The following is a 25,143-nucleotide window of genomic DNA, read 5'->3' as shown; positions in this document are numbered from 1 at the left end:
CGCGAACGAAACTGACTAAAGTCATTAAACAAAAAAAGGATTTCATGAACATCAAAAATAGATGTTCGTGGAATCCTTTAAATAATGAAATTACAGCTGTCATTTCTTTTTCCTCTTTCGAAAGTTGTGTATACAACGAAAAAAGTCCAGTTGAAGTGTAAATTAGTTACTATCACTGTACATTAATCTTTTCGCTCTAATCCAAAGCAAATATATCCCATCTCACATCCGATCTTTCTTACGCAAAATTACAACGAAAAAATAATTGAAATCGCAGGAAGTAAATTATTTAAAATGTGTGCACCTATACTTACTTCTATTCGCTTTGTTTTAAAGAATAAAATAGCCAGAACGAAGCCCATGAAAAAATAGATGAAATAGCTTGTTATATTCGATGTTGAGTGTAAAGAAGCAAAAATTATGGAACTCACCAATACACCAATTATAGGAAAATCTTTCAACCAATAATTGATGATAGCTCCCCGAAATATTATTTCTTCCATGATTGGCGCAGCAATCGCCATCATCAGGACGGTTATTATTGGGTTTCCTTGACTGAAAGTCTTCCAACTTAACTGATCATTTATCGTCGCATTTCCCCCTTGATTTTCTAATATTAAGTATCCGATATAGGCAATCATTCGTAAAAGGATAAATCCTAAAAAAATAAGGGCAAAATTTCTTTTGGTGAAAAACTCTTTGTCAAAACCTATAAACCCCAAGTTCTTTGCAAAATAAAAATACCAAGCCAATATTAAGAATGATTGAAATAGCAATGACAAAACTCCCCAAGATATAATTCATGGAGTTACTACTGGATAACAACAGATCTTTGAGCAATCCATAAATAAATGGGTAGAAAAGACTCATAATATACAACGCTATTACTACAAAGAACCTTCTTATGTAGTTCATAAAAATCCCTCACATCTCTAAACAGAGTATCTATGATTATTATCTATTAGTCTCATCATTTGTTCAAACGAATTTTCTGCTTCAAAATTGTCCATTGTTTTAATAAATCTAAAAGCTACTCGGTTTTTCATTTCTAAAATTGCGGCAATGCATAGATAGACTATTATTAACTTTTTTACATCACCAGAATGGGGAACATTCAGAGTAAAGATAAGCTAATAAGTGATAAGAAGGAGACAATCAATCCTAAGCAGATGCTTGCTTTGGGTTTGTTATTTCCTTTAATTAACTAGCTCACGCTTAATAGGTTGATTCCGGCTTACATCAGATTTGGAGGGTTGGATCAAAGTTCGTCGGATACGATATGCCACAATAGGTCATCTCACTTCCGTAAAGAAATCATTTGTTAGTGTACTCTTTGCCAGAAGATACCCTCTGCCCCAAACGGTTTTGAGCATTTCGGGATCGTAACCTTATAAACAATAAAAAACCACTATTATAATGCTTAATACGCAACTTATAATAGTGGTTTATACCTACCTAATGCTTATTTCGCACATCGAAAGCCTAAATTATTTGCAGCAGATCTTCCTGTATTTCCATTTCGAGCTGAGATTCGATACCGTTTGCAATAAGATTCGTGACATAAAAAAGACCCTCCACGCGTAGCATATACTTCATCATTCCTCTCTTGATGGTGTAACCAATAATAAGCACTATCTTTTTTCTGAAATTCTGTCAAATCAATTCGAGCAGGGTTACTGCACCATTCCCAAACATTTCCAATTGGTTGATACATTCCGTAATCATTAGCCTCATACCATTTGGCAGGGGCAGTGTTGGCAAATCCATCTACGAATGTATTCATTTTCGGAAAATCCCCTTGCCAAATATTGCATTGATAGGCTCCCTCTTTTAAGAATTCTTTTCCCCAATAATAATTTTCAAACTCGGTTCCTCCTTTAGCAGCAATTTCCCATTCTGCTTCAGTAGGCAGCCTCTTTCCAGCCCATTGACAATAAGCGACAGCGTCATTTCGAGAGACTTGAACAACTGGATGCTCCCAACGAGTTTCGATCGAAGAATCTGGTCCTTCTGGATGAGACCAATCGGCTCCTTCTACTGCATACCACCACGCCATATGAGGAACGAATTGACTTTTTAATTTTGTCACTTCGCTCAAAAAATAATGAAAAACAAAGGACCAACCAGCTTTCTCTGCTTCGGTAATATAGCCAGTTTGCTTAATGAAAGAAGCAAACTCTTTATTGGTCACGGTTGTTTCGTCAATCATAAATACAGACTGTTGAATCGTTATTTTCGGACCCTCATTATCTGTAGGAAAACCATTTGGTTGATTTGTTCCAATTTGATACGTTCCTTTTGGAATAGTGATCATCCTGTCCCCTTCTTTCTATAGTAATCGATAGCCATTATAAAGATTAATGAGCAGCACAAGCAGAATCACTCCTTGAAAAACAACCGTAACCTTGTTTGGTGATAAAACATTACTGAGCTTCGCTCCTAATGATCCACCAATAATTGCTGCCGGAACCACAAACCATAACACGGTTAAGTCGTACTGACCAAATCCTGTAGTAAGAGCAATCGTAATCAGTTTAGCAAATTGAGAAAAGAAAATCGTACAAATAGAATAAACAGTAGCCTCTTTAATTGGTAAAGAAAATAGCAGCATAAGTACTGAGACATTGATTGGACCGCCGCCAATCCCTAATAAACTTGCTAAAAAACCTAGGACTAACCCACAAGCAAGATACCAAAAAACATGCGCAAATTGAAAATTTTTCCAATTATACTTTGTATACATAAAAGCGAAAAGCAGTGTGACGATTGTCAAAGCAATTTGGATCAACTGCACGCGATCTTCATTTTCAAACCAATTGAGAAAGGCTTCAAAAGCAATATTACCTAAAATTCCTCCCAATACAGCTCCAGCAGATACCCAGCTGACGATTTTCCAATTGAACTTGCGGCCGCTAGTTAACTGTGTCGTAGTAGAAATGATAGACATCGTAAAAACAGCGGTAGCAGAATAAAAAGAAATTGCTCCAACATCATGTGCACCAATGAAATCAAAAGCTGGTTTGATGATTACTCCGCCACCCATCCCAGAAATCGCTCCAACTGTATTGGCTAAAACAATAACAATAAAGTAAAGAAATCCTATCACGCGTTCACCTCCCGTAATAATGTCAATATTTCTCCTATTTTAGGGATGAATTCCTGTAATAGCTTTTGATAACCACAATAACCTTGGTCATCAACATATACCGCATCCTTCATTCGTTTGCATCCGCCACCACACATTTGTTGGAAAGGGCAGCTTTGACATTTTTTAGAGATCACAGATCGTTCACAAGCAAATTTGTGAGGAAGGTCCTGTTCAAATAATTCTCGTAAGGTGCTCTCTTGTATATAGCCCATTCGATACTCATCCAAAACATAAAAATCACAAGGATACACGCTACCGTCTGCCTCAATAACATACTGGATCTGGCAATTTCCAAGAATGCCGCAAGCAGTTACTCGTTTTCTAACCAATAAATTGATTAGATCATCAAAAAGTTTGACGCTAACATACCGACCTGCTCGCAATTCCTCTAGCCAGATTTGAAAAACTTGATGATAAAACCTAGCAAAGCCTTTAGGTGTTAAGGCGTAGTTGGACGTTTTGGTTTCATTTAAGTTCTCTAAGCAAGAGATGAATTGAACATAATTAATGTGCTGTTCAGTTAAAAAATGAAAAACCTTTTCTCCCTCACTGGCTAATGGATTCGTTAATACACATAAAACATTGTAATCAATGCCATACCGATCAAAGAGCTTCTTAGTTTCTAAGACACGGAAAAAAGTTCCTCTTCCTCTGGCATCCACGCGATTTGAATCATGATGTGATAGATGACCGTCAATAGATAAGCCAACAAGAAAGTGATGCGTTTTGAGAAATTTGCACCACTTTTCATTAATCATGACACCATTGGTTTGAATTGCGTAGTTGATATGGACACGTTTTTTTTGTTGAGCCACAACGTCAGTAATATATTCAAAATAATCTAGCCCTGCTATCGTGGGTTCACCACCTTGAAAAGCAAGCGTTAATGTATCTCCTTCTTCTAAATCACGATAAATATTTTCTAGCATCGCCGCAGCGATCTCTCTAGTCATTTTCCCGTAAGAGCGAACTTCTCTGAGTGAGCTAACATTCGCATAGAAACAATATTTACAGCGAAGATTGCACAATGAAGATGCTGGTTTAATTAAAACAGATAGATGTTTCATCCTCTCACCTTTCCTCTTCCTCGCTTCTCTCTCGTTCTATATTGAAAAGAGTATTTTTTTCTTTATTTTTGGATACCTAATCGTTCATACTCACTATCCGGCGCTTCGATTTGATTCATGATTTTTACTAACTTACGAATCATTTCCTCTTCAATTTTTTCATCTTTGATTGGATGTTCTTGTTTAGGATCATTTTTTAAATCAAATAGCAAATGTCCAATAGAATAGGAATCGATGTAGGTTGAGACAGGAACTTCGGTATAAGGATATTGGTTCGTAAAGCGATTGCCGGGCTTGAGGGTTAATTGATCTAGAACTTCTTTTTTCAGAAACCCTCGGATCATGGAATAATTTAATGTCTGAATCGTGATTGGACCATTATCTGGATGGACAGATGCTCGCATATACACATACCGTCCATCATAAATGTTCACATGACCGCCATTCGTGCCAAAAATAATTTCTGGATGAAGGAACACGTCCTCATCATTCAAAACAGGTAACAAAGATTTTCCGTCCATTTCTAGCTCATTTTTGATTCCAAAATAATCAAGCAATGTAGCTGGAATATCAATTGTTTGACTTAAGGTTTGACAGTGATTTCCTGATTTGCTATTTGGCGTACTGATGAAGAAGGGAAGATGAATAATTTCCTCATACATAGGTGCGACATTTTTTCCTAACCAATCATGCTCCCCTAACAAAAAGCCATGATCCGTATTGATGATAATCAATGTGTCTTCCCACATATTCTTTTCTTCTAAAAAATCTAAAAGTTTTCCTAACTGTTTATCGCACATACTGATCAACGCTGCGTATTCATGATGCAGTTCAGTTAAATCATTTTCGGTACTCTCTTCAGTAACACGCCCATACCTAGGCCAAAAATAAGGCTGGTCTGTTGGTTGATCTTGATAAAGTTTTCGGTACTCTTCTGGAGCGTAAAATGGTTCATGAGGATCAAAACATTCAATTTGCAAGAACCAATTGTCTTCGTTCTGGTAGGTTTCTAAAAACTCTAAACCTGCTTGAATTGTTTGCACACTCGACATTGTTTCTTCAGTTGATTGCTTCGTTCGATTTGCGAAATGCTGATCTACAGAAATTCCTGTTTTATTTAAAGGATTTTGCTGTGGATAGTTTTCTCCTAATTTTCTAGGAACCCAGCGATCCCCTTCTTGTCCACGATATCCTTCCCAAGTTGAATAGCGATTATGATACGTTGCTCCGCCATCTTCAAAGTAATGAGAATGATCGGTCACTAAATGGCAATAAATTCCGTTCTTTTGCATAACTTCAAAGATCGAATGATCAAAAGGCTCCAACTGCCCCCACATGCGATGCATAAAATTATAGCGTCCTGTATGCAGCTCACGACGAGCTGGCATACAAGGCATACTGCCTCCATAGAATTGATCAAAAGTAGTCGTTTGTTCCCTTAACCTTTGAAAATTGGGTGTTTTCATCCATTCATTTCCATAATTAGATAAATAGTCTCGTGACAAAGTATCAAACATAATCATTAATGCTCGCATGAACTCACTCCTTTATTTAATGATAATCAATTCATTTTCTGCGGGTTTTTCAACTACATCTAAAAATTCCTTCGTATTCGTAACAACAATAGGTGTATCCAAGGAATAGCCTGCTTCTTGAATCGCCTCTTTATCAAATTCCAGCAATAATTGTCCTTTCTCGATCGCATCTCCTTGTTTCACCTTTGAAACAAAATATTCTCCTTCTAATTTCACTGTATCCATCCCAATATGAATTAATAGTTCAATCCCATCTATTGATTTCAATCCAATAGCATGATTTGTTGGAAATAATGTTTCCACCGTTCCATCAAATGGCGCATAAACTTTTCCTTCATTGGGACGAACAGCGAGACCTTTTCCTAATAGTCCTGTAGAAAATGCTGCATCATCGATGTCTGATAAAGGGAGGGCTTCTCCAGTAATAGGCAATGGGATGACAACTTCTGTCATCAACTCATTTTTCTGAGGTTCATCTTTATTCTTTTTATTGTCTTTTTTCTTTTGTGCTTCACGGTCTTCTTTTGGATCATAAAGGAAAGTTAACGTTAAGATGAAAGACAATGCAAAGGCGACTGTAATTGCAAGAACATACCCATAAAATCCATTGCCAATCCCTGATTCTGGGCTGATATAATTTGGTAAGCTAAAAATGCCCATACCGCCCATAATGAATGATTTGGTACCGAATATCCCCATGATCAACCCTCCAACAGAGGCTGAAATCAAAGTAGCGATAAATGGTTTCTTTCGCGGCAAAGTAACTCCATATAGTGAGGGCTCAGAAACACCAAACAAGCTAGAAATAAAAGCTGGGATGCCAATTGCTCGAACAGAAATGTTGCGGGATTTGATGATTACTGCTAAAACAGCTCCAGCAGTAGCAAATGGTGTCGCTTGCCCTAAAACCATCACAGGATCATAACCCAATACGCTGATGTTATTGATGGCAATCGGAATAATTCCCCAATGTAACCCGAACATTACCAAAACCTGCCAAATCGCTCCGACAGCAAATCCCGCAACAATTGGACTAAAATTATAAATTGTTAAGACAAACTCACCTAATAAGCCTCCTGCCCAAGTTGCGATTGGCCCGATCACAATAAAAGTTAAAGGAACCATGATCAACACTGTTAGAAAAGGCACTAAGAAGCTTTTCAAAATACTCGGGATCGCCCGAGCTAGGACTTTTTCAAGTTTGCTACCAAAAAAAGTGGCTATGACAATTGGAATAACGCTCGAGCCATAACTCATCAAAATAACTGGGATACCTAGAAAAGTAATGTAGACCGGCGACTCAAAAATCGTTCCTGAAAACAAGGTGTATAATGGCTCCGCATTAGTGGTCAGCCCAGCAATTGCTGGATAAACTAATGCTGCCCCTAAAGCCATCCCAACAAATTGATTCAATCCGAATTTTTTTGCTGCTGTGTATCCTAAAAAGATAGGGAAAAAGTAAAAGAAACAATCTCCAGCGGCTTGTAAAATGGCATATGTTCCAGAAGTATTTGTAATCCAGCCTAATGAAACAAATAAAACATTCAACCCTTTAATCATTCCTGTTGCAGCTAACAGGCCTAGTACAGGTGTAAAAACCCCTGAAATAATGTCAATAAAACTATCCAATAGCCCCTTTTTTTCTTTCGGCACTTCAGCTTCTGCTGATAACCCCGCAACTTCAATAAATTCCTTATATACATCTGGAACGTGGTTTCCGATAACCACTTGGTATTGACCGCCGCTCTGAACAACAGTCACCACACCAGGTACCTCTTTTAATGCTTCTGTGTTTGCCTTTCCTTCATCTTTCAAGTTGAAACGTAAACGAGTAATACAATGGGTCAACCCGTTAATATTCTCTTTTCCTCCAACACTGTTTAAAATCTCTTTTACTAATTTTTCGTAGGCCATTTTTTTCTTCCTTTCCGCTTTTTAACTAAAAAGGCAAGACGAACAAAAACCTTCAATATAGAAAGTTTTTGTCAGTCTTGCCTGCTTTACCAGTAACAACCTTAATCGTTCTCTATTAATTTTTGGATATGCAAAGTCAAATATAATTGCTCATCATCATTTAGAGTTGCTTCTAAGTACTCCTCTACCAACCTCATTGTTTCAAACGCCTGCTTATACTGATCTTTTACATGCGCTAATAGTGGATTAGACTTTGATTTGTCTTCTAGACCATTTAACCGTTGAAAGAAAAACCGCAAATGAGTAACGAAGCGATCGTAAGCTAGGGAATCTTCATTAATGGTTAACTTATTCGATAAACGAATAATCGAAGTAATATCACGAATCTTTTTAGCAATGGTTCTTGCATCAATCGTTTGATCGCCATCTTCATTTATCTGAGCATTGATCAGATGCATCGCCACATTGCCCGCTTCCTCATCGCCTAGTTTTACGTTCATTTTCTCTTCGATTTGTCGCAATGCCTGTTTTCCTACTTCAAACTCTTTTGGATAACTTTTTTTAATCTCCCATGACAAGCGATTATGAAGAAAGATCCCTTGCTGGTGGAGCTTAATTACGTTGAATAGGTGATCCGTCAAAGACATATAGAGCATTTCACTCAGCTCATAGTCTAAGCTCTCCTTGGCTAATTGAATAATATCATCTGTCAAAGAGAAGTACTCAATTGGTATCGAGGCGATTAATTCTTCAAATCGCTGATAGGAAGATTTTTCTTTCAAAACAAAAATTTTCTCGATTTTACTTTCATCCGCTTCAAGCCCCGGCTTCATTTGAAACCCTAATCCTGTACCAATCCATATAAAATCTTTCCCACCTTTTCCGACCAAAACTGCGTTGTTATTGAGAATCTTTTTGATCTTCAAGCATTTTTCACCTCCTTAACCAAAAGAAAAAGCAGGCATACCTTAACACACGTGCGAATATCGCACCTGTAATAAGGTATAGCCTGCTTTACCAGTAACTACCCATTAAATTAAACTCATTATAGATGATTCTGAAAAATGATGCAAGCGCTTAATTGAAAAAATTCTTTTTGTCAGATGAGTCCCTATCCCTGAACATTTCTATTTTTAAATAGAAGTCTGCTTGTCTTCTTTGAAATACTTTTCTTCACACATGATTTTTATTTTGTAAACGTACTTGATATTGAGGCTATCGTCATTTTGTCTCCTTTTCAGACTAAAAATCGGTCACTTCCACTAAAAAAGCCCTATTTCTGATCGAGTAGGCCGTTGTGTTCATCTGGTTCCAACGTAAGGAGATGCTTCTGATGGAAACGATTGTTCCAGTTTCAGATATACGATCATATAGTCAAAACTTAGCGGCTGTTGAGGCCGGTCATAAAGTGATTTTAACAAAAAACGGACGTGCCGACAGATAACCATATTTTAGATTTAAAGGACGGAGACAAGCTATAATAGGTTGTCTCTTGCTGATTTGTGAGTGTAATATGGATGCGATAATTTCCCAGAAAAAAAGCTTATAGCGTGTGAATCCTTATGATAAACGAAATTTTCTTTCCTTCTCATCTCATCCACTGTTCAAACACTTCTTGATAATCGTCTTTCTTATTTTTATCGCCATACACCTTTTCGCTCAGTGCGGCTTGCAGCCAAAAAATATCAGCAAGGACTTCGTGGGATGATTTGGCTTTGGGAATATCAGCCCAAACGGAAAGAGCGACTCCTTTGGTCTGATTTTGTTTCTTCATTTTTTGATCACTCGCAAAGGTCGTTAATTGAAAGTGCTCGTTGATTTTTTCATATGTGGGATACTGGTAGCCGGCTGCTTCTCCGAGCACGTAATAAAGAAAATTGTCATTGTGATTTATCATGGTGTATCCGCGAATTAAATATGTTTCGAGTGCAGCCATGTGTGGATTCCAACGTGTCCAATAGGAAACCTCGCATTGGTTCGTTAAATGAATGTGTTCTTGGTCATCGTTTCGATAGAAGCCGTCGTTCCATACCCTAACGATGAATCCAAATCCATTTAGATAATAAATGAGATCGTTGACGTACTGGATAAAGGGTTCGATGCCGCTGGCGGTACTGCCAAGCTTCAAAGCTGTCGAAGTTAGACTTGGATACTGGTCGAGTTGATCAAAGTCGACAAATTCATCGGCGCCAATATGAAAGTACCGGCTTTCTTGAAATAATTCCGCAAACTCTTGATAGATTTCCTTGATAAAATCGACCGCCTCGGGGTTTAAGATATCCAGCGCGCTGGTTTCGCGGCTACCATCAGTCTTCGGTAAACACCATTCAGGATGATGCGTTAAAAGCTGGCGTACATGTCCGGGTGTGTCTATGTCTGGAATGATCTCTAGATAAAACTTCTCTGCATATGCGATTAATTCACGAATCTCCTCTTGACTTAAATGGCTGGGGCTGCATATTTCTGGATGACGGAGTGACTCGATGCCAAAGCCTTCATTTTCCGAAAAGTGTAATTGGAGATGGGTAAATTGAAAAAGTGCCAGGCTGCGAATCAAACGTTTGAGCTTGGCTAATGAATAGTATTTTCTGCCAATATCCAGCATCAGAATTTGTTCTTCTAGTGCAGGCTGAATTGTTTGAGGCTGGCTTTTTCCCATTAACTGCTGGAGAATCAGGCGAACGGCCCCCCGAAATAAGCTGCTGGGGGTTTTCCCTGAAAGACGATTTGATGTTAGGCTAATCTTTGTCTCTAGCGTTGACTCAATCGCTAAAATCAGACTCGTCTCCGGTCGGTTTCTAAATTGATAGCCTAGTTCAGTAAATAGCTGTATGATACTTTGACGGACTATTTGTGTGGCGCTGTTTTCGGCAATCAAACAACGGTCGATCGTTTTCATCATTATCTTCCCTCAATCAAAAGAAGCTGAACGATTCATTCCTAGTTCAGCTTCTTTGTTTTTTAGTTTAGTGCTTCTTCTGCTAGTAAAAGGCAGCCGATAATGCCGCTCTCATTTGGCAATCCCCAGCGAACGATATATTCGCTGGCTGGCGGAGTTTCCAGATAGCCGGACATTTGGTCGACAAACGATTGACGTATTTTCATCAGCATCTGATTTTGATTCATCACTCCACCGCCTAAGACGATTTTTTCAGGCGCTAAAATTAAGCTATAGCTCATCAATGCTTGCCCAATGTAATAGGCTTGAAGATCCCAGATAGGGTGATCCTCTGCCAGGTCTTGACCTTTGATCCCTGTACGAGCTTCCAATGAGGGGCCGGCTGCTAGGCCCTCCAAGCAGTCTTTGTGATACGGACAGGTGCCATCATAATCGTCATCCGGGTGACGTTTTATGTGCATATGACCCATTTCTGGATGACCGATTCCTGAAAAAATGTTCTCATTAATAACGACTCCGCCACCAATGCCTGTACCGACAGTTAAGTAGATACAACTTTTCTTGCCCTGAGCCGCTCCTTTTTTCAATTCGCCATAAGCTGCCGCATTCACATCGGTTGTCCAAGCGACTGGAATGGCATACCGTTCCTTGATTTTGCCTAGAAAATCTACTTCTGACCAGCCTGGTTTCGGCGTTGCCAAGATGTAGCCGTAGTTGTCTTTGCTGGGATCGATCCCGATCGGACCAAAGGAACCAATTCCCAAAGCGGATAGCTCATATTGATCAAAGAACTCAAAAACTTCCGCAAAGGTCGCTTCTGGAGTCGTCGTTGGGATACTGATCTTCTTTACTAAGTTTTGTTGCTGATCGCTGACGGCGCATACAAACTTTGTCCCGCCTGCTTCTATACCACCAAAATACATTCTGCTACTCCTTCATCTCTAGGGTTATAATTTCATATGGCTGCAGTTTGGCTTCGTATGCGCCGCAGCGTTCTTCTAAAAGATTCAACAAATGAACGGGCGATTCTCCGGCTTTTTCAATCGTGATATCTGTTGGCTGATCGCTTAGATTGTACCCACGCAGAATCAGTGCCTCATCGGCTTTTCGCCGTTTTAATGCGGTGACTTCAAAACACTCGCCGCTTACTGTCAAGTAGTTTTGAGCTGAATTCAAGCGGCCTTCGTGAATAGACGTTTGTTGTGTCACAAAAGGCACTTGTGCGCCATGGGCTTGCTTGTAAGTCTGATAACGAGTTGCTGGCGCACCGTGGAGTTCGATCCCGAAGTTGAAGGTGTGGTTTCCGATACACTGTGCTTCAGGTGTTGGGAAATAACCCCAATCGCCTAATTCACCGACACAGCGCAGCAGCGTCAATGCCAAAGTATCTCCTACGACCTCGTACTCATTCAAGCCAAAATTAGACAGAGTGACTCCAAATTCTTGATCGTGTAAATTAACAAAAGCGTGTTGGTGTTGTGGATTGGTTGGGTTTTCCCAATGTTTGGCGACTGTATTCGGACGAACCACCGTTTCATAAATGCTGTCTGCTTCATGGGTAGCTGTCTGAATCGTTGTTGGAAACAGCACTCGTAAGCGATGATCCTGTGCTTGATTATTGACAGTCGTTTCAAAGGCTACTCGGCGGTTATAGGCGTCCATAGTGATATCCGTTCTGATTGTAAAGGAGATTGTCTCATTGGAGCGCTGCGCCTTTCTTTCTCTAAAATCCACCACCATTTGTTGTTCTAGCGTCAATCGTTCTTCTGCTGATTTAGGTATCTCCATTTCGTGGATCACGCGAATCGTCGCACGTAGCGGTGTATCTTCGACGATTTCAACGTGATGTGCAAAGGCCGTGGATAGGATCGCGTGATCGTTTTTTGGTTGTTTGAAAATGTACTCATTGGCAATATCACCAACGTCTTCAAACACTAACAAATCTTCCAAGGTCTTCCCTAATTCTTTGTCCGTCAACCGGAGAGAGCCGTCAGAAGCGACCGTTAATTTGACCCACTCGTTTTCTAAAACACGACCGTCTTCTTTAATCAAGGTTGCTTCCGAAACGGGGGCAGCACCTTCAACTAAGGCGAAGCTTTCCCATGAAAAAGCAGCTAAATCTTTGACTTCAACGGAAAGGGTCACGTATTTCTTCATATAGGGAATCCGAAAACGATCCTTTGGCAGATCATAATCAAAACGAATCTGTTCTTCAGAAAGAACTGCGGGAACGCTCTGCCCCTGATGGTTGACCACGTGATACAGTTGTTTAGCTTCTTGGGCCAATGTTTCATAACCATCTGAAGGGTATTGCTTATGGAAAGGAATTCGTTTCACTTCAACATCGACCTGAGCAGTGCCGCTTTTAACCGTGCCCGCTGTATTGAACACCACAAAGGGACGGCTGCCTTCTGGAAATCCGCTCGTATCGATTGTCGCAACCAATTGTGCCACGGCTTCTTCAGCCAGGTATTTTCCCACTTCATTGGCTTTTTCAAAGCGAGGCAGCATTTCCCGATGAACTTCATCTACCGAGCAGCCGCAAATACTATCGTGAGGATGGTTTTGCATCAAGGTCTTCCATGCGTAATCCAACTGGTCATGAGGGTACTCGCCAGTTACTTCATAAGCCATTGAGGCTAAAGGTTCCGTAATGTTTTCTAATTGCCGGCTGACTTTCGTATTCCATTGTTTTAGATACACTCGAGCAGAAGCCGTATTGGCTAAGGTGAACCAGCCGTCGGTCTCCTGACTCGTCAGCTCTCCTGTTACCTGTCCGATGTCTTCTGGCAGCTCCTTTTGAACTGCTGCCAGATACTCTGGGAAGCTCGCGTGGATGAATTCATACTCTGGATACAACCGATTGGCCAAGGCAATCGCCTGCGAGAGATCCTTTTGAACCGGTTGATGATCGACCCCATTCATCATCAGTAAATGTTGAGTCGACGCATACTTTTCGACATCTGCCAATTTTTGATCCCAAAAGGCTTTTGCTGCTGTTTCTTCCGACGGAATTTCGTTGCCGTTGCTGTACCAGTTGGCAAACAATAAGCCAAAAATTTCCGTTCCATCGGGACCTTGCCAGTTCATTTCTGAATATTGCGAAGTGTATTGATCCTCTAATACCTCATTATTAAAACCGATTGGTTTGACCCCGCGACCAAATGCTGCCGCGTTTAAATTCGCTTGTTTCATCATTTGCGGAGTTTGTCCCATATTTCCAAAGGTATCTGGAAAATACCCCAGCATCACGGGTGTGCCCCATTTCTGACTTTCTTCCATCCCAATCAACATATTTCGTACATTGGATTCCGAGCTAATCAAGAAATCATCCTGCAAAATATAGAAGGGACCAATTTGCAGTTTTCCTTCTGTGATCGCCTGCTGGACCAAGGCTCTTTTTTCTGGACGAACCTGTAAATAGTCATCTAAAATAATCGTTTGACCGTCTAAGTGAAAGCTGTGGAACGCCGGATCCTTCTCGAAGAGCTCTAACAAGTCATCCATGAGCTGGACCAAACGCATATGATGCTGTTCATAAGCCATGTACCATTCACGGTCCCAGTGGCTGTGAGAAATGATATATACTTTTTTCTTCATCAACGAATCTCCTCTACTACTTCTCTACTCGAATATCGAAATAATCCATTACTAGTTCACAAAACATCATGTTTGCCCACGAGAACCATTCTCGCGTGTATTGATTGGGGTCATTGACATCAAACCCTTCGTGCATCAGATGCGTTCCACCGTCTGTCGCCACCAGCTGATCCAAAATCCGAGCTTTTTCTTGTTTATCCGCAGTGGTCATCCCTTCCATCGCCAAAGCGATCGGCCAAACATAATTTTCTGGTGTATGGGAAGAACCAATCCCCTTGGCAAATTTGCCTTCATAAAAATAAGGATTTTCGGAACTTAGTAAGGTTTTTCGAGTCGCAAGATAGGTCGGCTCATCCAGTTTTCCGTAACCAAGATAAGGCGCTGAGATCAAATTCGGCACATTGCTGTCATCCATGATGGTTCCATTGCCCTTGCCATCTACTTCATAGGCGTAAATCGTTTCGCCTGCTTGATTGACCGTTCGTCCATGCTTTTCGATCCCCTGCTGAATCTCCTCCTTTAATTTGCGAGCTCTAGCTACGATCTCTTCGTCTATCAACACTTCGCTAAAAAGTTCTTCCAAATAGCCTAAAATGACAACGGCAAACATATTCGATGGAACCAAATAGCCGTATTTACACGCATCATCACTTGGTCTAAAACCTGACCATGTCATCCCAGTCGGTACCACCCCTGCTCCCCGACCTTGATTGATCAGCGTGTCTTCTTTACGGGTCGTGTCACGCTCGAAAGTATACATTGAATGTTGATGGTCCTGCTCTGTCTCGAAAACGCTTAAAATTTTGGTCACGCCGTTCACAAAGTCTTCATTGAACTGATCTTGTTTTCCAGTATTTTTATACAATAAGTACGCTAACTGAACAGGGTAACACAGGGAATCAATCTCATATTTACGTTCCCAGATCCAGTCATTCATCTGTGTGTGGTCCGCTTGATGACCGGCCTTGTTCGCCGTTTCGTTAAAAGCATTGGCATACGGGTCAATATTAATATAGAAGAATTGTTTCTTGACCAAACCAGAAATCATCGCGGCTAACTCTTGATCTTCTTTCGCAATGACTAAATACGGGCGCACTTGAGCGGTCGAATCTCTTAGCCACATCGCTGGAATATCGCCAGTCAATAGAAACGTTGTCCCATCTTCTTGGCGCTTCACAGTGGTCAATAAGGTATTGGCAAAGGCCGCGTTAAAATTCTCTGCCCAATCAGCATGATCATTGCCACATTTTTCAGTAATTTGTTCCATAAACCGAACAACCGACTTTGGTATACTTTTATAAGTCATAAATCATCATTCCTCCAAATTTGATATATCATTTACAGAAATGATTATAGCTTAATGTTTGTCCGTTGTCTACGCTTCCATTCAAAAAATGCCTCTTTACAGAAATAATAAGTATGGTAAGATATTCATATGATATATCAAATAGGAGGGAACTATGGAACCTTTATATCAAACAATCCTAAATGATCTTAAAAATCAGATTACCAACGGCAGCTTCCCGCCCGGCAGTCAACTTCCCACGGAAAAGGAACTGTCTGACACTTATGAAGTCAGCCGCATCACCTCTAAACGCGCGTTAACCGAACTAGAAAAAATGGGTTTGATCGAGCGGACACGGGGAAAAGGGAGTTTTGTCAAAGAGCAGACACCGCAAAAAACGACGACCAAAAGAATTTTATTTCTGTTGCCCTTCTCCAATGATCTGTCCCTAGGAAACTTTTCTGCCGGCCTGTTCCCTGTACTTCAACGGGAAGGATTTGAAGTGATGATGACGAATTTTGATTATCTGACCAGTCATCAAGCAAATGATATCGTACAGGAATTTGATGGAATGATCTATTATGCAGATGACGAAAGTCAGTATTTAGACCTGTTGTATGATCTTTCTTTCCAGCAATTTCCGATTGTTGCCTTAGATAAGCAGCTCCACGATTTGTCATTGCCAACGATCCTGTCAGACAACTTTGCTGGTGGAAAAGTCGCTTGTGATCACCTAATTGAGAGCGGCCATCGACGGATTGCTTATATTTTTGGGAATAGCCATCCGCCGCAATCGACGCGCCAACGTTACTTAGGCTACATTCACAGCCTAAAAGAGCAACACCTCCCCTTTCATACGACGTTAGAAGATCAACAGGCAAATCCCGATCACTTACTGGAATATATCGCAGCAAACGAGATTACCGCTTTGGTTTGCGAGAATGATCTAGTCGCGATTGAATCGATGCACGTCCTAAAACAAGGCGGCTTTGAGCTTCCACAACAGCTGTCCGTTGTCGGATTTGATGATATTCAGGCGGCTTCACTGGTTGATCCGGCTTTGACGACCGTTTCTCAAAATTTCAAGCAGATTGGGGCATTAGCTGGCGAGGCCTTGATGGATTGGATCCGCACTGGACAACAGCCACAAAGTCAAAAAGTCGCCGTCACTTTGATTACACGACACTCAACAAAGGAGCTTTTGACAAATGATTGATACGATTGACACTCGTCACGGAACTGCTAATCAACATAGCTTTTCAAATGGCAATTGCCTGCCCTATACTGGTGTTCCCTTTGGCATGAACTATTTTGTTCCACAAACCACCGACCAAAAAGGCAGTTGGTTTTTCCATCCTGAAGATCGGGTCTTTCAAGGCTATCGTTTGACCCATCAACCTAGTCCTTGGATGGGGGATTTCAGCCACATGGTGATGACCCCTTTCAGCGGCGCGTTGCCGGAGCTTTCTCTGTTCCACGCCCAAAGCTCTTATCGCCCTGAAGAGGCCGTCTTCTCTCCTTATCAATTGAAGATCCATCAATTACGCTATAGTCTCCATTCGACTTTGGTTCCCAGCATGTACGGCGGATTGTTGGCGTTAGACTTTAGTCAAGAGGAAAATGGCCTACTGTTAACACTACCGGGGCTTAAAGCTGTCCGACAGGTAAATGCCCATGAACTTCAGATCAGTCTCGTGAATTACAGCGGCTGTGAAGACCCAGATTTCACTTTTTACCTGACTTTCCAATTTGCTGAGCCTGTTTTATCTTTCACTGAAGCGACGAAAGAGGAAAACACCTTTATCCAATTAACTTTTGGGTCCGTGAAGCAGCAAGTCGTCCGTTTCGGGACATCGTTTATCAGCCAATCACAGGCTTCTCTGAACCTAGAACGTGAAAGAGCCCACGACTTGCAGGACTTTTTGAGCAACAGCAGACAAGCATGGATGAGCTATTTTGATCGTATTCAAGTGGAACACACAGATCCGAAACAAACAAAAACCTTTTATCACAATTTGTACCGAGTCTTCTTGTTCCCTCAAACCTTTTATGAAATAAACGAAGAGAGCGAAAAAATTCACTACGATACCTTCAATCGGGAAATCAAGCCGGGGGTTTTATACACTAACAATGGCTTTTGGGATACCTACAAAACGGTTTACCCGTTGTTTTCGTTGATTGCTGAGGAAAAATACGGTGAAATGCTGGAAGGCTTCTTGAATAGCTATGAAGAGACAGGCTTTCTGCCAAAATGGTTGTCGCCTGATGAACGGGGCTTGATGCCGGGAACATTGATTGATGCCGTGATTGCAGATGCTGCCATGAAAAAGATTCGTCCTGATTTGATGCCCCGCTTTTTAGCCGCCATGAAAAAAGGCGCGACAGTCCAAAGCGAAAAAAATAATTACGGGCGCCAAGGAACCTTAGATTATCTGAGGTATGGTTATGTTCCTAGCAATTATCATGAATCCGTCAATCATACACTGGATTATGCCTACAGTGATTTTTGCATCAGTCAAGTGGCCAAAACACTTGGAGAAACTGAAACTGCCACGGCTTACGCGGAGCAATCCTTGAATTATCGAAACATTTTTGATCCTACTGTCGGCTTCATGCGGGCAAAGGACTCCGAAGGCCAGTTTTGGAAAGACTTTTCACCGATTCGTTGGGGGAAAGATTACGCAGAAGGCAGTGCGTGGCAAAGCAGCTTTGCGGTTTATCAGGATTTCCAAGGGTTGATTCAGCAAATGGGTGGAAAAGCCGCGTTTACAGAAAAATTGATTGAACTCTGCAACCAACCCCCGAGATTTGATGTGACCGGTTATGGGTTTGAAATTCATGAAATGAGCGAAATGGCTGCGATTGAATTTGGACAATTGGCCCTTTCCAATCAACCAAGTTTTCACTATCCTTATTTATTCAGTTATGTCGGCAAACCTGAAATGGCTCAGCCACTCATCAAGAATCTACTGACCGAATGCTTTAGCTCCGAAAGCGATGGCTATCCGGGGGATGAGGACAATGGTAGCATGGCCGGCTGGTATTTATTCAACTCGTTGGGCTTTTATCCAGTGACACCTGGAAGCGGGGAATATGTTATCGGTATGCCACTAGTCAAACGTGCCGTACTGGCCCTCTCTAATGGGCAAACGCTAACGATTACGGCAGAACCCAACCAGCCGCAGCAACAATTTATCCATCAAACTACTCGCAACGGCATGCCTCATCAGCCCCTCTTCTTCACCCACGAAGACCTGATGACCGGCGGAACAATCGATTACCAACTAGGGATCGTTCCAAATCCGAAAGACTATCAAAAAAATGAGCAGCCCTTTTCGTTAAGCAACTAAAAACAGACCGGAAGATCTTGCAAGATTTTCCGGTCTGTTTTGGGTTTGAATTCCAGTTATCCCCCCTGTTCCGTGTCTTCGCTAATAACATTTGAATATTCCTTCAAATACTGCTCACGAAATTCTTTTGGGGTGATGCCGTTGAGTTTTTTGAACATTTTTGAAAAATAGTTGGTATTGTTATAGCCAATCTCATCGGCGATCTCATTGATATTTTGATTGCTGTAGAGCAGCAATTGTTGCGCCTTTTTAATGCGGATCTGGTTTAAATATTGTGAAAAGCTGTTGTTCATTTCTTTTTTGAACAGCTGTCCCAAATAGACCGCATTCAAATGCAGGGTGTCAGCGACCATTTTTAATGTAATGTCCTTGGTATAGTCCTTACGAACCATTTCGATGACCTCTTGAGTAACTTCTGAAATCTGTTTTTCTAGCGGTTGTTCACTTACCGCTTGCAGGACATTCTCCAAAACTTGCTTCAAGCGATAGACGGTTTCGCTTTGGCGAATCTGCTGAATCGTCTCTTCATAGATGACTTTGGTCGCCGTCGGGTACTGACGCGAAATGTCAGTGAACAATAAAAAGGCAATATACCGCGCATTTTCCGGTTGAAGGTGCTGCCGATGAGCTTCTTCAAAAATAGTATCCATCTCTTGTTGAATTGTTTTCGCATCGCCGATCATCAAAGATTTATTAAACCCTAAAAATGAAAATTCCTGTTCATTCAAGTTCTCTACCAAATCCTGCTTATGACTAGGCAGTAAATCAGGATAAAAATCTTTTAACGCTTCGATTTGTCGGACTTTTTCATAGCTTTCATAGACGTTTTCCCAATCGGGGATCGTTTCTCCCGTATAGATGACGATGTCCCGGTATTGCCGTTTTATCTCAGCCAAAAAACGTTTTAATTGTTCTGCATCCCCTTGGAAAATCAAAGTGATCTGTTGATTTTGCTGAGAACTTCCAGCGATGATCAAACGCTGGTGGTTCTCTTTTAGCTGTTGTGTGATTGCCTGTAGCTGTGGAGCATCACTCAGTAATTTGATTGCTGTGAAGGGACCCTGTATGGGCAGCTCCAAGTCCGCCATCAGTTCAAGAAACTCCTGCTCATTCAGCTCATCATTCAGCCAACGACCGATACTGCTTTCACTATACAACTGCTCCTGTTCCTTGCGATGCTGGCGTTCGGTCAACTCTTGTTCTATCTTCGTCACAACTTCCATGAGTTCTTCTTGATCGACGGGTTTAACTAAATAATCCTTCACTCCTAGTCGGATCCCTTCCTTTACATACTCAAACTCTTGATAGCCTGACAAAAAAATGGCGGCAAATTCATCTCCTCGTTCATACGCCGCCCCGACCATTTGGATGCCGTTCATTTCTGGCATCGTGATGTCGCTTACGACAAGGTCAACCGAATGAGCCCTCAAGTATGTCAAAGCTTCGGTACCGGTTCGAGCGGTGGCGACAATTTCAAAGCCTAGTTCCTCCCAAGGAATGATCTGCTTCAATCCCTCTAAAATCATATATTCATCATCGACTAGTAGAACTTTATACAACATGTGCTTTTCCCCCTTCCACGCGAATCGTAATCGTCGTCCCTCGATCTATCTGGGATTCGATAGACATTGAGAATGTACCATCAAAACAGTTTTTCAACCGTTCATAGACATTTCGCATCCCAATTGACGACGTTTGCTGATCCTCAGGCATCCTTAGATTTGCTTGTAATTGCTGTAAGGATGTTGACTCCATTCCTTTTCCGTTATCAATCACCTGAATCACGATATCTTCCCCTTCAAAAAAGGCTTTGACACTGATGGCATTGTCATTGCGGGTATAGTCGATCCCATGAACAAAATAATTTTCAATCAATGGCTGCAAACTAAATTTCGGAATCACCAGTTGCTCCAATTCCGGCTCAATGGTGAAACGATACGCAACCCGATCCGGATAACGCATTTGATACAAGTAGACATATTTCTCGCAAAAGGATAGTTCCTTTTTCAGGCTTGTCGTCTTTTCTTGAGTCGTATTGTTCCGCAGCAACGCTGAAAAGGCATAGACCACATCCGCTAATTCCTTTTGTTGCTTACTTAACGCGTACATACGAATATACTCCAAGGTATTGTACAGAAAATGCGGATTAATCTGGGATTGGAGCGCCCGCATGTGAGCATCCCGCTGCTTAATCTCCAATTCATAGTTTTCCTTGATGTATTGATCCAAGCTGTCAATCATGTAATTGATCGCTTGCGAAAGATCAAGCAACTCATCTTGGACTAACCCAAGATCGATTCGTTCTTGCAGACGCCCCTCCGCAACACTATGGGTAATGCCCACGATCGTCTCCACCTGCTGAAAATAGCGTTTAAAGGTGCGATGCAGGATTAGCAAAAGAAGGCTCGCCAGCAAACCGCCTAATAGGATAATCAGGCTAAAGGTCTTTACATTTTTCCACCAAAGAACCTGTTTGTTCGCGACTAAAACATACGAATAGGTCTTGCTTGTTTGCCGATCGATCACATAGTAATTCTTACGAATCGCTTGCGGAACAGCCCCACGACCTTCAATGCCTTTTACCAATGCTTGATATTCCTTGTCGGTTACTTGATGATGGGTAGAGAATTTGACTTGATCGGCACTATCCACGATAAATGCGTCAATCCCTTCATCGACTAAAGATTGAGCCAAATCGCCTAATACAGCGGACTCTGAAAAAACACCGTAAATTTGGCCGATCGTCTGAAAACTATATTGATCCACGATTGGACGATTGATCAAAAAGCTCGTCTTTTTCGGCAGCTTGCCTTGTAGCTTTTGCCCGTTATGATTCCTTTGATCCGCTTTCAAATAATTGTTTGAGCCATCCAAGGTGACGAATAGTTCCTCCAAATCAGGAAAGGCAGTAAAAAATCCGCTGATCGTGGAAGAAACCCGCGTATCCTTTTGATAATCGTCCCAGTATTTTTGGGTAAACTCAAAATATTCTGATGGAGACAAATTTAAGTATTTCCGAACATTATCCACCGCCGCATTGGAGCTGGCTAATTCCATGTAAAGGTAGCTCATGGTATTTTCCTTATCTGTCGCATAGCTGTGAATCCGGTTTTCTAAAATGTACATATCGTTCATCAATTTCTTGTAATTCGAATCTGCAGTAAAAACGCACAAAGCAGCCACTACCAGCAGGATGATTCCCACTAGCAGAAGGCTGTATACTTGCATCAAACGATTCATTAAGTGTGTTTTCTTCGTCAATCGAAATCTGCCCTTACCCATAGGAATTCAACTTCTTATCCACCAGCTGACGATTGTCCTTCGTAGCATACCCACTCCAAATTACTAGCAGTGAACAAGTTGCAAATAGCATCAAACTCTTGAAGTACCAAGTCAGCACAAAGATGCTGGCCACGCCAAACAAGACTTTTAAAAAAACACCAAAATTTAAAAAGACACTAATAAAGGCTAATTTCAATAAATTCCCGGTAGAAATATCATAGCTGGTCTCATACTGAGTTGTATAAAGAAACAGCACTCCGACTAGCAACAGCACAAAGAACAATAAAAACGTAATGATCATCCATAACAATCCTTGGATCTGTGCCGCTAAATAGAGGTTGTAGGCCAACACGAAGGTCAAGGCTGCAAATAAACTAAAATGCAGATTCCCCCGTTTAAAATTCTTTTTCCAACTGCTCAAAAAACGTTTGAAGGTGATTTCTTGATAGTTGATCCCTTGCTCTGTCAGGAGGTCGTTCATCGTTTGAAAGGCTGGTCCGATGCCAAAAACTACGCCTCCCATTAAAGAAAACAAAAGAAAATATAGATTCAATTTAATAATCGTCCAGATTACATAAAATAGCCGTTGAATGCCTGTACTGGCCATGTCTTTCACCTCATCATTTCTGAAAAATGTTCAAATCTTAATCCACAACAGGAGTGTGAACTAAGATCTAGACATTTGTCATATAATAACATGAATCTCATAATAAAGAAGAAATAAAAGCCTTTTCTTAGAGAACCGAAGAATTTGCTTCCAAGATCGTTTTGACCTTGAAAGCAAATCTACAGAATTCAGTTCAACAGGATGCGTTTCATGTTTGAATAACGTTTATTGATTGTCTTTCATGTATTGATCCAATTGAGTTTGCATTTCTTTTTGGGCTTTTTCCCAGCCTGCCGCTTTTAATTCTTTGATCAATTTTGGCAGATTTTCTTTTGGATCAATCGAACCAGTATTCAAGTTCGCTGCGTAACGGTTCATGACATTCATCACGTTAGATAGCTCTGTTTTGAACCCGTCTGTTTTAGCGTTGAAGCCTAAAATTGGAGACGTTGCGGCTTCTTCAATACTTTGATCACGTTTTTGGATCATTTCATCCGTCACTGTTTCAGAAGTATATAGAAGCATATTGTTCCCAGTATTCCATGCATCCATGTGGGCCTTTGGTTTGTAGCCGTCCAACAACTTGATCTTCTTATCGCCGACTTTTTCCCACGCTTCGCCTTCAATTCCCCAAACTAAGCCATTTAACAATTTAGGATCGGTATTCAACAGGTTTAAAAATTCTACTGCTTTTTCTTTATTTTTCGAAGTATTCGATACGACGAAGTTCGCCATTTGGGCTTGAGCCGTTGTTTTCAATTGGTTCGTGATCGGACGAGAAGTAAGTGGTTGACTAGCTGCTTGAGAAATAATCGTATCCCCATAATCCAACGGTCCTTGTGTTTCTTCACGCATGAACCACGTGTTTCCTTCTAATGGGTAAGCTTTTGTATCTGTTGCCGCATCTGAAGGAATCAGCCCTTCTTGATACCATTGATGCAACACTTCTAAATTCTTCTGGAATTGAGGATCTTCGTATTGATTGATGATCTTCGGTGACCCCTCCGCATCCACCTTGACAGCAAACGGATAATCCTTTCCTAATGGATAGTCGAAGTTGCCAGATGCTTTAAAGTTTTGACCAATCGCAAACGCCGCGATATTTGGTTCTTTTTCGTGGAACTGTCTTAAGACGTTGGTTGCTGATTCGTAAGACCCGTCAACTTTGCTGATATCCAGATTGTATTTCTTCACGAACTGGTCATTAAAGGTCAATACTTGTTGCGCCCACGTATTTCCGTATACTGGAATCGCGTACAATTTTCCATCAACTTCATTGCCTTTTTTGTAGGTCTCTGGCAATTGATCCATGTATTCTTTGGCATGGGTCTTCGAAAGCTCCGTCAGATCTGCAAAGGCACCTTTTTGTGCATTCGCAACGTATTGGTAAGCAAACGCGAGGTCATAGCTCTCTCCCGAGTTAATGATCGTCGGCATTTTCTTTTCCCAATCACCCCAACTAATGTACTGTAAGTCAATCGTTACGCCGATCTTATCTTTGATCTGCTTGTTGGCGATCTTCATCAATTCATCATAGTTATCTGGTTTATCTCCTACCTGATACATCAACAATGTTTTTGAATCTCCGCCGCTGGCTTCCTTTGAATTTGCCGAGCTGCAGGCCGTCAAGCCAACGGTCGCAAGTGCGATGGTCGCTATCCCTAGTACTTTTTTCCACGCTTTCATTTTTCCACTTCTTTCTGTATTGTTTATTCTTTGACTCCGCCAATTGTCAAGCCTCCAACAAAATACCGTTGGAAGAATGGATAGGTTAACGCAATCGGCAGGGTTGAAACCACAACGATTGCCATCCGAGCCGACTCGCTCGGTAACGCCGCTAGTCCTCCTTGAATCTGAGCACCGAGACCAGCGTTTCGCGCCAAGAAATCCAAATCATTTTGGATCTTCATCAACAAATATTGTAATGGAACAAGACTATCTTTTTGGATATACAGCAACGCATTTAACCAGTCATTCCAATAGCCTAAAGCTGCAAAAAGACTAATGGTCGCAATTCCAGGAACCGCTAGCGGCAAGACGATCTTAGTAAAAATCCGCATCTCACTAGCCCCATCGATTCGCGCAGACTCAATAATACTATCGGGAACCGTCTTTTTAAAGAACGAACGCATCACTAAGATATTGAATGGCCCTAATGCGAGGGGCATGATCAATGCCCAAATCGTGTCGTTCAAGTTCAACAGATTTTTAACCACTAAGTAAGTGGCCACCATCCCTGGCGTGAACAGCATCGTGATTAAAGCAAAAATCGTGAAAAAACGCCTGAAGGGAAAGTTAGAGCGAGAAATGACATACGCATATAGCGACGTCATCGAGGCGTTCACCACTGTTCCCAATACTGTTACAAAAACGGTGATGCCAAATGCCTGAAAAATTTTCTTGCTCATTTCCCCCGCAAAAATATAACTGAGCTAATTTCATAATTATCAGCCCTT

The 25,143-nt window shown here is 41.3% G+C and carries 17 protein-coding genes and 1 pseudogene; 2 read left to right on the top strand and 16 right to left on the bottom strand.

Going from position 1 to position 25,143, the window contains the following annotated elements; genetic code table 11:
• Positions 1-248: 248 nt before the first annotated feature.
• The 11 genes from RV13_RS18325 to RV13_RS18270 all read right to left on the bottom strand — a co-directional run bounded on the left by RV13_RS18325 (position 249) and on the right by RV13_RS18270 (position 15,469).
• Complete coding sequence (locus RV13_RS18325; protein WP_060789568.1) at positions 249-776, bottom strand: CPBP family intramembrane glutamic endopeptidase; 528 nt, start codon at positions 774-776, stop codon at positions 249-251.
• 686 nt (positions 777-1,462) lie between these two features.
• A complete protein-coding gene (locus RV13_RS18320) occupies positions 1,463-2,314 on the bottom strand; it encodes a formylglycine-generating enzyme family protein (protein ID WP_028020608.1) in 852 nt (283 codons plus the stop codon).
• 15 nt (positions 2,315-2,329) lie between these two features.
• A complete protein-coding gene (locus RV13_RS18315) occupies positions 2,330-3,106 on the bottom strand; it encodes a sulfite exporter TauE/SafE family protein (RefSeq protein WP_028020607.1) in 777 nt (258 codons plus the stop codon).
• Positions 3,103-4,215: a radical SAM/SPASM domain-containing protein gene (locus RV13_RS18310; protein ID WP_028020606.1), complete on the bottom strand. Its 1,113-nt coding sequence runs from the start codon at positions 4,213-4,215 to the stop codon at positions 3,103-3,105. Before RV13_RS18310 ends, RV13_RS18315 begins: the two co-directional genes overlap by 4 nt.
• 62 nt (positions 4,216-4,277) lie before the next feature.
• Entirely contained in the window at positions 4,278-5,750 is a 1,473-nt protein-coding gene (locus tag RV13_RS18305; protein WP_028020605.1) for a sulfatase, read from the bottom strand.
• 12 nt (positions 5,751-5,762) lie between these two features.
• Positions 5,763-7,664 (bottom strand): beta-glucoside-specific PTS transporter subunit IIABC, encoded by a 1,902-nt coding sequence (locus tag RV13_RS18300; RefSeq protein ID WP_060789569.1) that lies wholly within the window; start codon positions 7,662-7,664, stop codon positions 5,763-5,765.
• Between the two features lie 101 nt (positions 7,665-7,765).
• Positions 7,766-8,590 carry a PRD domain-containing protein gene (locus RV13_RS18295; protein ID WP_060789570.1) on the bottom strand — a complete coding sequence of 275 codons (825 nt, stop codon included), beginning with the start codon at positions 8,588-8,590 and terminating at the stop codon, positions 7,766-7,768.
• Positions 8,591-9,252: 662 nt separating this feature from the next.
• Positions 9,253-10,563 (bottom strand): family 20 glycosylhydrolase, encoded by a 1,311-nt coding sequence (locus tag RV13_RS18285; protein ID WP_028020602.1) that lies wholly within the window; start codon positions 10,561-10,563, stop codon positions 9,253-9,255.
• A gap of 62 nt (positions 10,564-10,625) precedes the next feature.
• The gene (locus RV13_RS18280; protein ID WP_060789571.1) at positions 10,626-11,486 is read right to left on the bottom strand and encodes an ROK family protein; all 861 of its coding nucleotides are present in this window, start codon (positions 11,484-11,486) and stop codon (positions 10,626-10,628) included.
• 4 nt (positions 11,487-11,490) lie between these two features.
• Entirely contained in the window at positions 11,491-14,163 is a 2,673-nt protein-coding gene (locus RV13_RS18275; RefSeq protein ID WP_060789572.1) for an alpha-mannosidase, read from the bottom strand.
• 16 nt (positions 14,164-14,179) lie between these two features.
• Entirely contained in the window at positions 14,180-15,469 is a 1,290-nt protein-coding gene (locus tag RV13_RS18270; RefSeq protein WP_060789573.1) for a glycoside hydrolase family 125 protein, read from the bottom strand.
• 154 nt (positions 15,470-15,623) lie between these two features.
• Between RV13_RS18270 and RV13_RS18265 the strand changes: the two genes are divergently transcribed.
• Both RV13_RS18265 and RV13_RS18260 read left to right on the top strand, forming a co-directional pair.
• Positions 15,624-16,664: a GntR family transcriptional regulator gene (locus RV13_RS18265; protein ID WP_060789574.1), complete on the top strand. Its 1,041-nt coding sequence runs from the start codon at positions 15,624-15,626 to the stop codon at positions 16,662-16,664.
• The gene (locus RV13_RS18260) at positions 16,657-18,798 is read left to right on the top strand and encodes a GH92 family glycosyl hydrolase (protein ID WP_060789575.1); all 2,142 of its coding nucleotides are present in this window, start codon (positions 16,657-16,659) and stop codon (positions 18,796-18,798) included. Before RV13_RS18265 ends, RV13_RS18260 begins: the two co-directional genes overlap by 8 nt.
• A 56-nt stretch (positions 18,799-18,854) precedes the next feature.
• Here the strand turns inward: RV13_RS18260 and RV13_RS18255 are convergent, their stop codons facing one another.
• The 5 genes and pseudogenes from RV13_RS18255 to RV13_RS18235 all read right to left on the bottom strand — a co-directional run.
• A complete protein-coding gene (locus tag RV13_RS18255; protein WP_249024499.1) occupies positions 18,855-20,360 on the bottom strand; it encodes a response regulator transcription factor in 1,506 nt (501 codons plus the stop codon).
• The gene (locus RV13_RS18250; RefSeq protein ID WP_060789576.1) at positions 20,350-22,080 is read right to left on the bottom strand and encodes a sensor histidine kinase; all 1,731 of its coding nucleotides are present in this window, start codon (positions 22,078-22,080) and stop codon (positions 20,350-20,352) included. The genes RV13_RS18255 and RV13_RS18250 overlap by 11 nt, the downstream gene beginning before the upstream one ends.
• The gene (locus RV13_RS18245) at positions 22,073-22,687 is read right to left on the bottom strand and encodes a YesL family protein (protein ID WP_060789577.1); all 615 of its coding nucleotides are present in this window, start codon (positions 22,685-22,687) and stop codon (positions 22,073-22,075) included. Before RV13_RS18245 ends, RV13_RS18250 begins: the two co-directional genes overlap by 8 nt.
• Before the next feature lie 225 nt (positions 22,688-22,912).
• Positions 22,913-24,373: an ABC transporter substrate-binding protein gene (locus RV13_RS18240; protein ID WP_060789578.1), complete on the bottom strand. Its 1,461-nt coding sequence runs from the start codon at positions 24,371-24,373 to the stop codon at positions 22,913-22,915.
• A 23-nt stretch (positions 24,374-24,396) separates the two neighbouring features.
• Positions 24,397-25,113: pseudogene (locus tag RV13_RS18235) on the bottom strand (carbohydrate ABC transporter permease); the annotation flags it as partial.
• Between the last annotated feature and the right edge of the window lie 30 nt (positions 25,114-25,143).

It is taken from the genome of Enterococcus raffinosus (assembly GCF_001886185.1).
Lineage (GTDB): Bacteria > Bacillota > Bacilli > Lactobacillales > Enterococcaceae > Enterococcus_A > Enterococcus_A raffinosus.
This window is presented reverse-complemented; position numbering and strand designations above follow the sequence as displayed.

Coding starts and splice junctions, on each gene's coding strand:
- RV13_RS18320 (WP_028020608.1), bottom strand. CDS start 2,314: ATGATCACTATTCCAAAAGGAACGTATCAAATTGGAACAAATCAACCA.
- RV13_RS18310 (WP_028020606.1), bottom strand. CDS start 4,215: ATGAAACATCTATCTGTTTTAATTAAACCAGCATCTTCATTGTGCAAT.
- RV13_RS18305 (WP_028020605.1), bottom strand. CDS start 5,750: ATGCGAGCATTAATGATTATGTTTGATACTTTGTCACGAGACTATTTA.
- RV13_RS18300 (WP_060789569.1), bottom strand. CDS start 7,664: ATGGCCTACGAAAAATTAGTAAAAGAGATTTTAAACAGTGTTGGAGGA.
- RV13_RS18285 (WP_028020602.1), bottom strand. CDS start 10,563: ATGAAAACGATCGACCGTTGTTTGATTGCCGAAAACAGCGCCACACAA.
- RV13_RS18280 (WP_060789571.1), bottom strand. CDS start 11,486: ATGTATTTTGGTGGTATAGAAGCAGGCGGGACAAAGTTTGTATGCGCC.
- RV13_RS18275 (WP_060789572.1), bottom strand. CDS start 14,163: ATGAAGAAAAAAGTATATATCATTTCTCACAGCCACTGGGACCGTGAA.
- RV13_RS18270 (WP_060789573.1), bottom strand. CDS start 15,469: ATGACTTATAAAAGTATACCAAAGTCGGTTGTTCGGTTTATGGAACAA.
- RV13_RS18265 (WP_060789574.1), top strand. CDS start 15,624: ATGGAACCTTTATATCAAACAATCCTAAATGATCTTAAAAATCAGATT.
- RV13_RS18260 (WP_060789575.1), top strand. CDS start 16,657: ATGATTGATACGATTGACACTCGTCACGGAACTGCTAATCAACATAGC.
- RV13_RS18255 (WP_249024499.1), bottom strand. CDS start 20,360: ATGTTGTATAAAGTTCTACTAGTCGATGATGAATATATGATTTTAGAG.
- RV13_RS18250 (WP_060789576.1), bottom strand. CDS start 22,080: ATGGGTAAGGGCAGATTTCGATTGACGAAGAAAACACACTTAATGAAT.
- RV13_RS18245 (WP_060789577.1), bottom strand. CDS start 22,687: ATGGCCAGTACAGGCATTCAACGGCTATTTTATGTAATCTGGACGATT.
- RV13_RS18240 (WP_060789578.1), bottom strand. CDS start 24,373: ATGAAAGCGTGGAAAAAAGTACTAGGGATAGCGACCATCGCACTTGCG.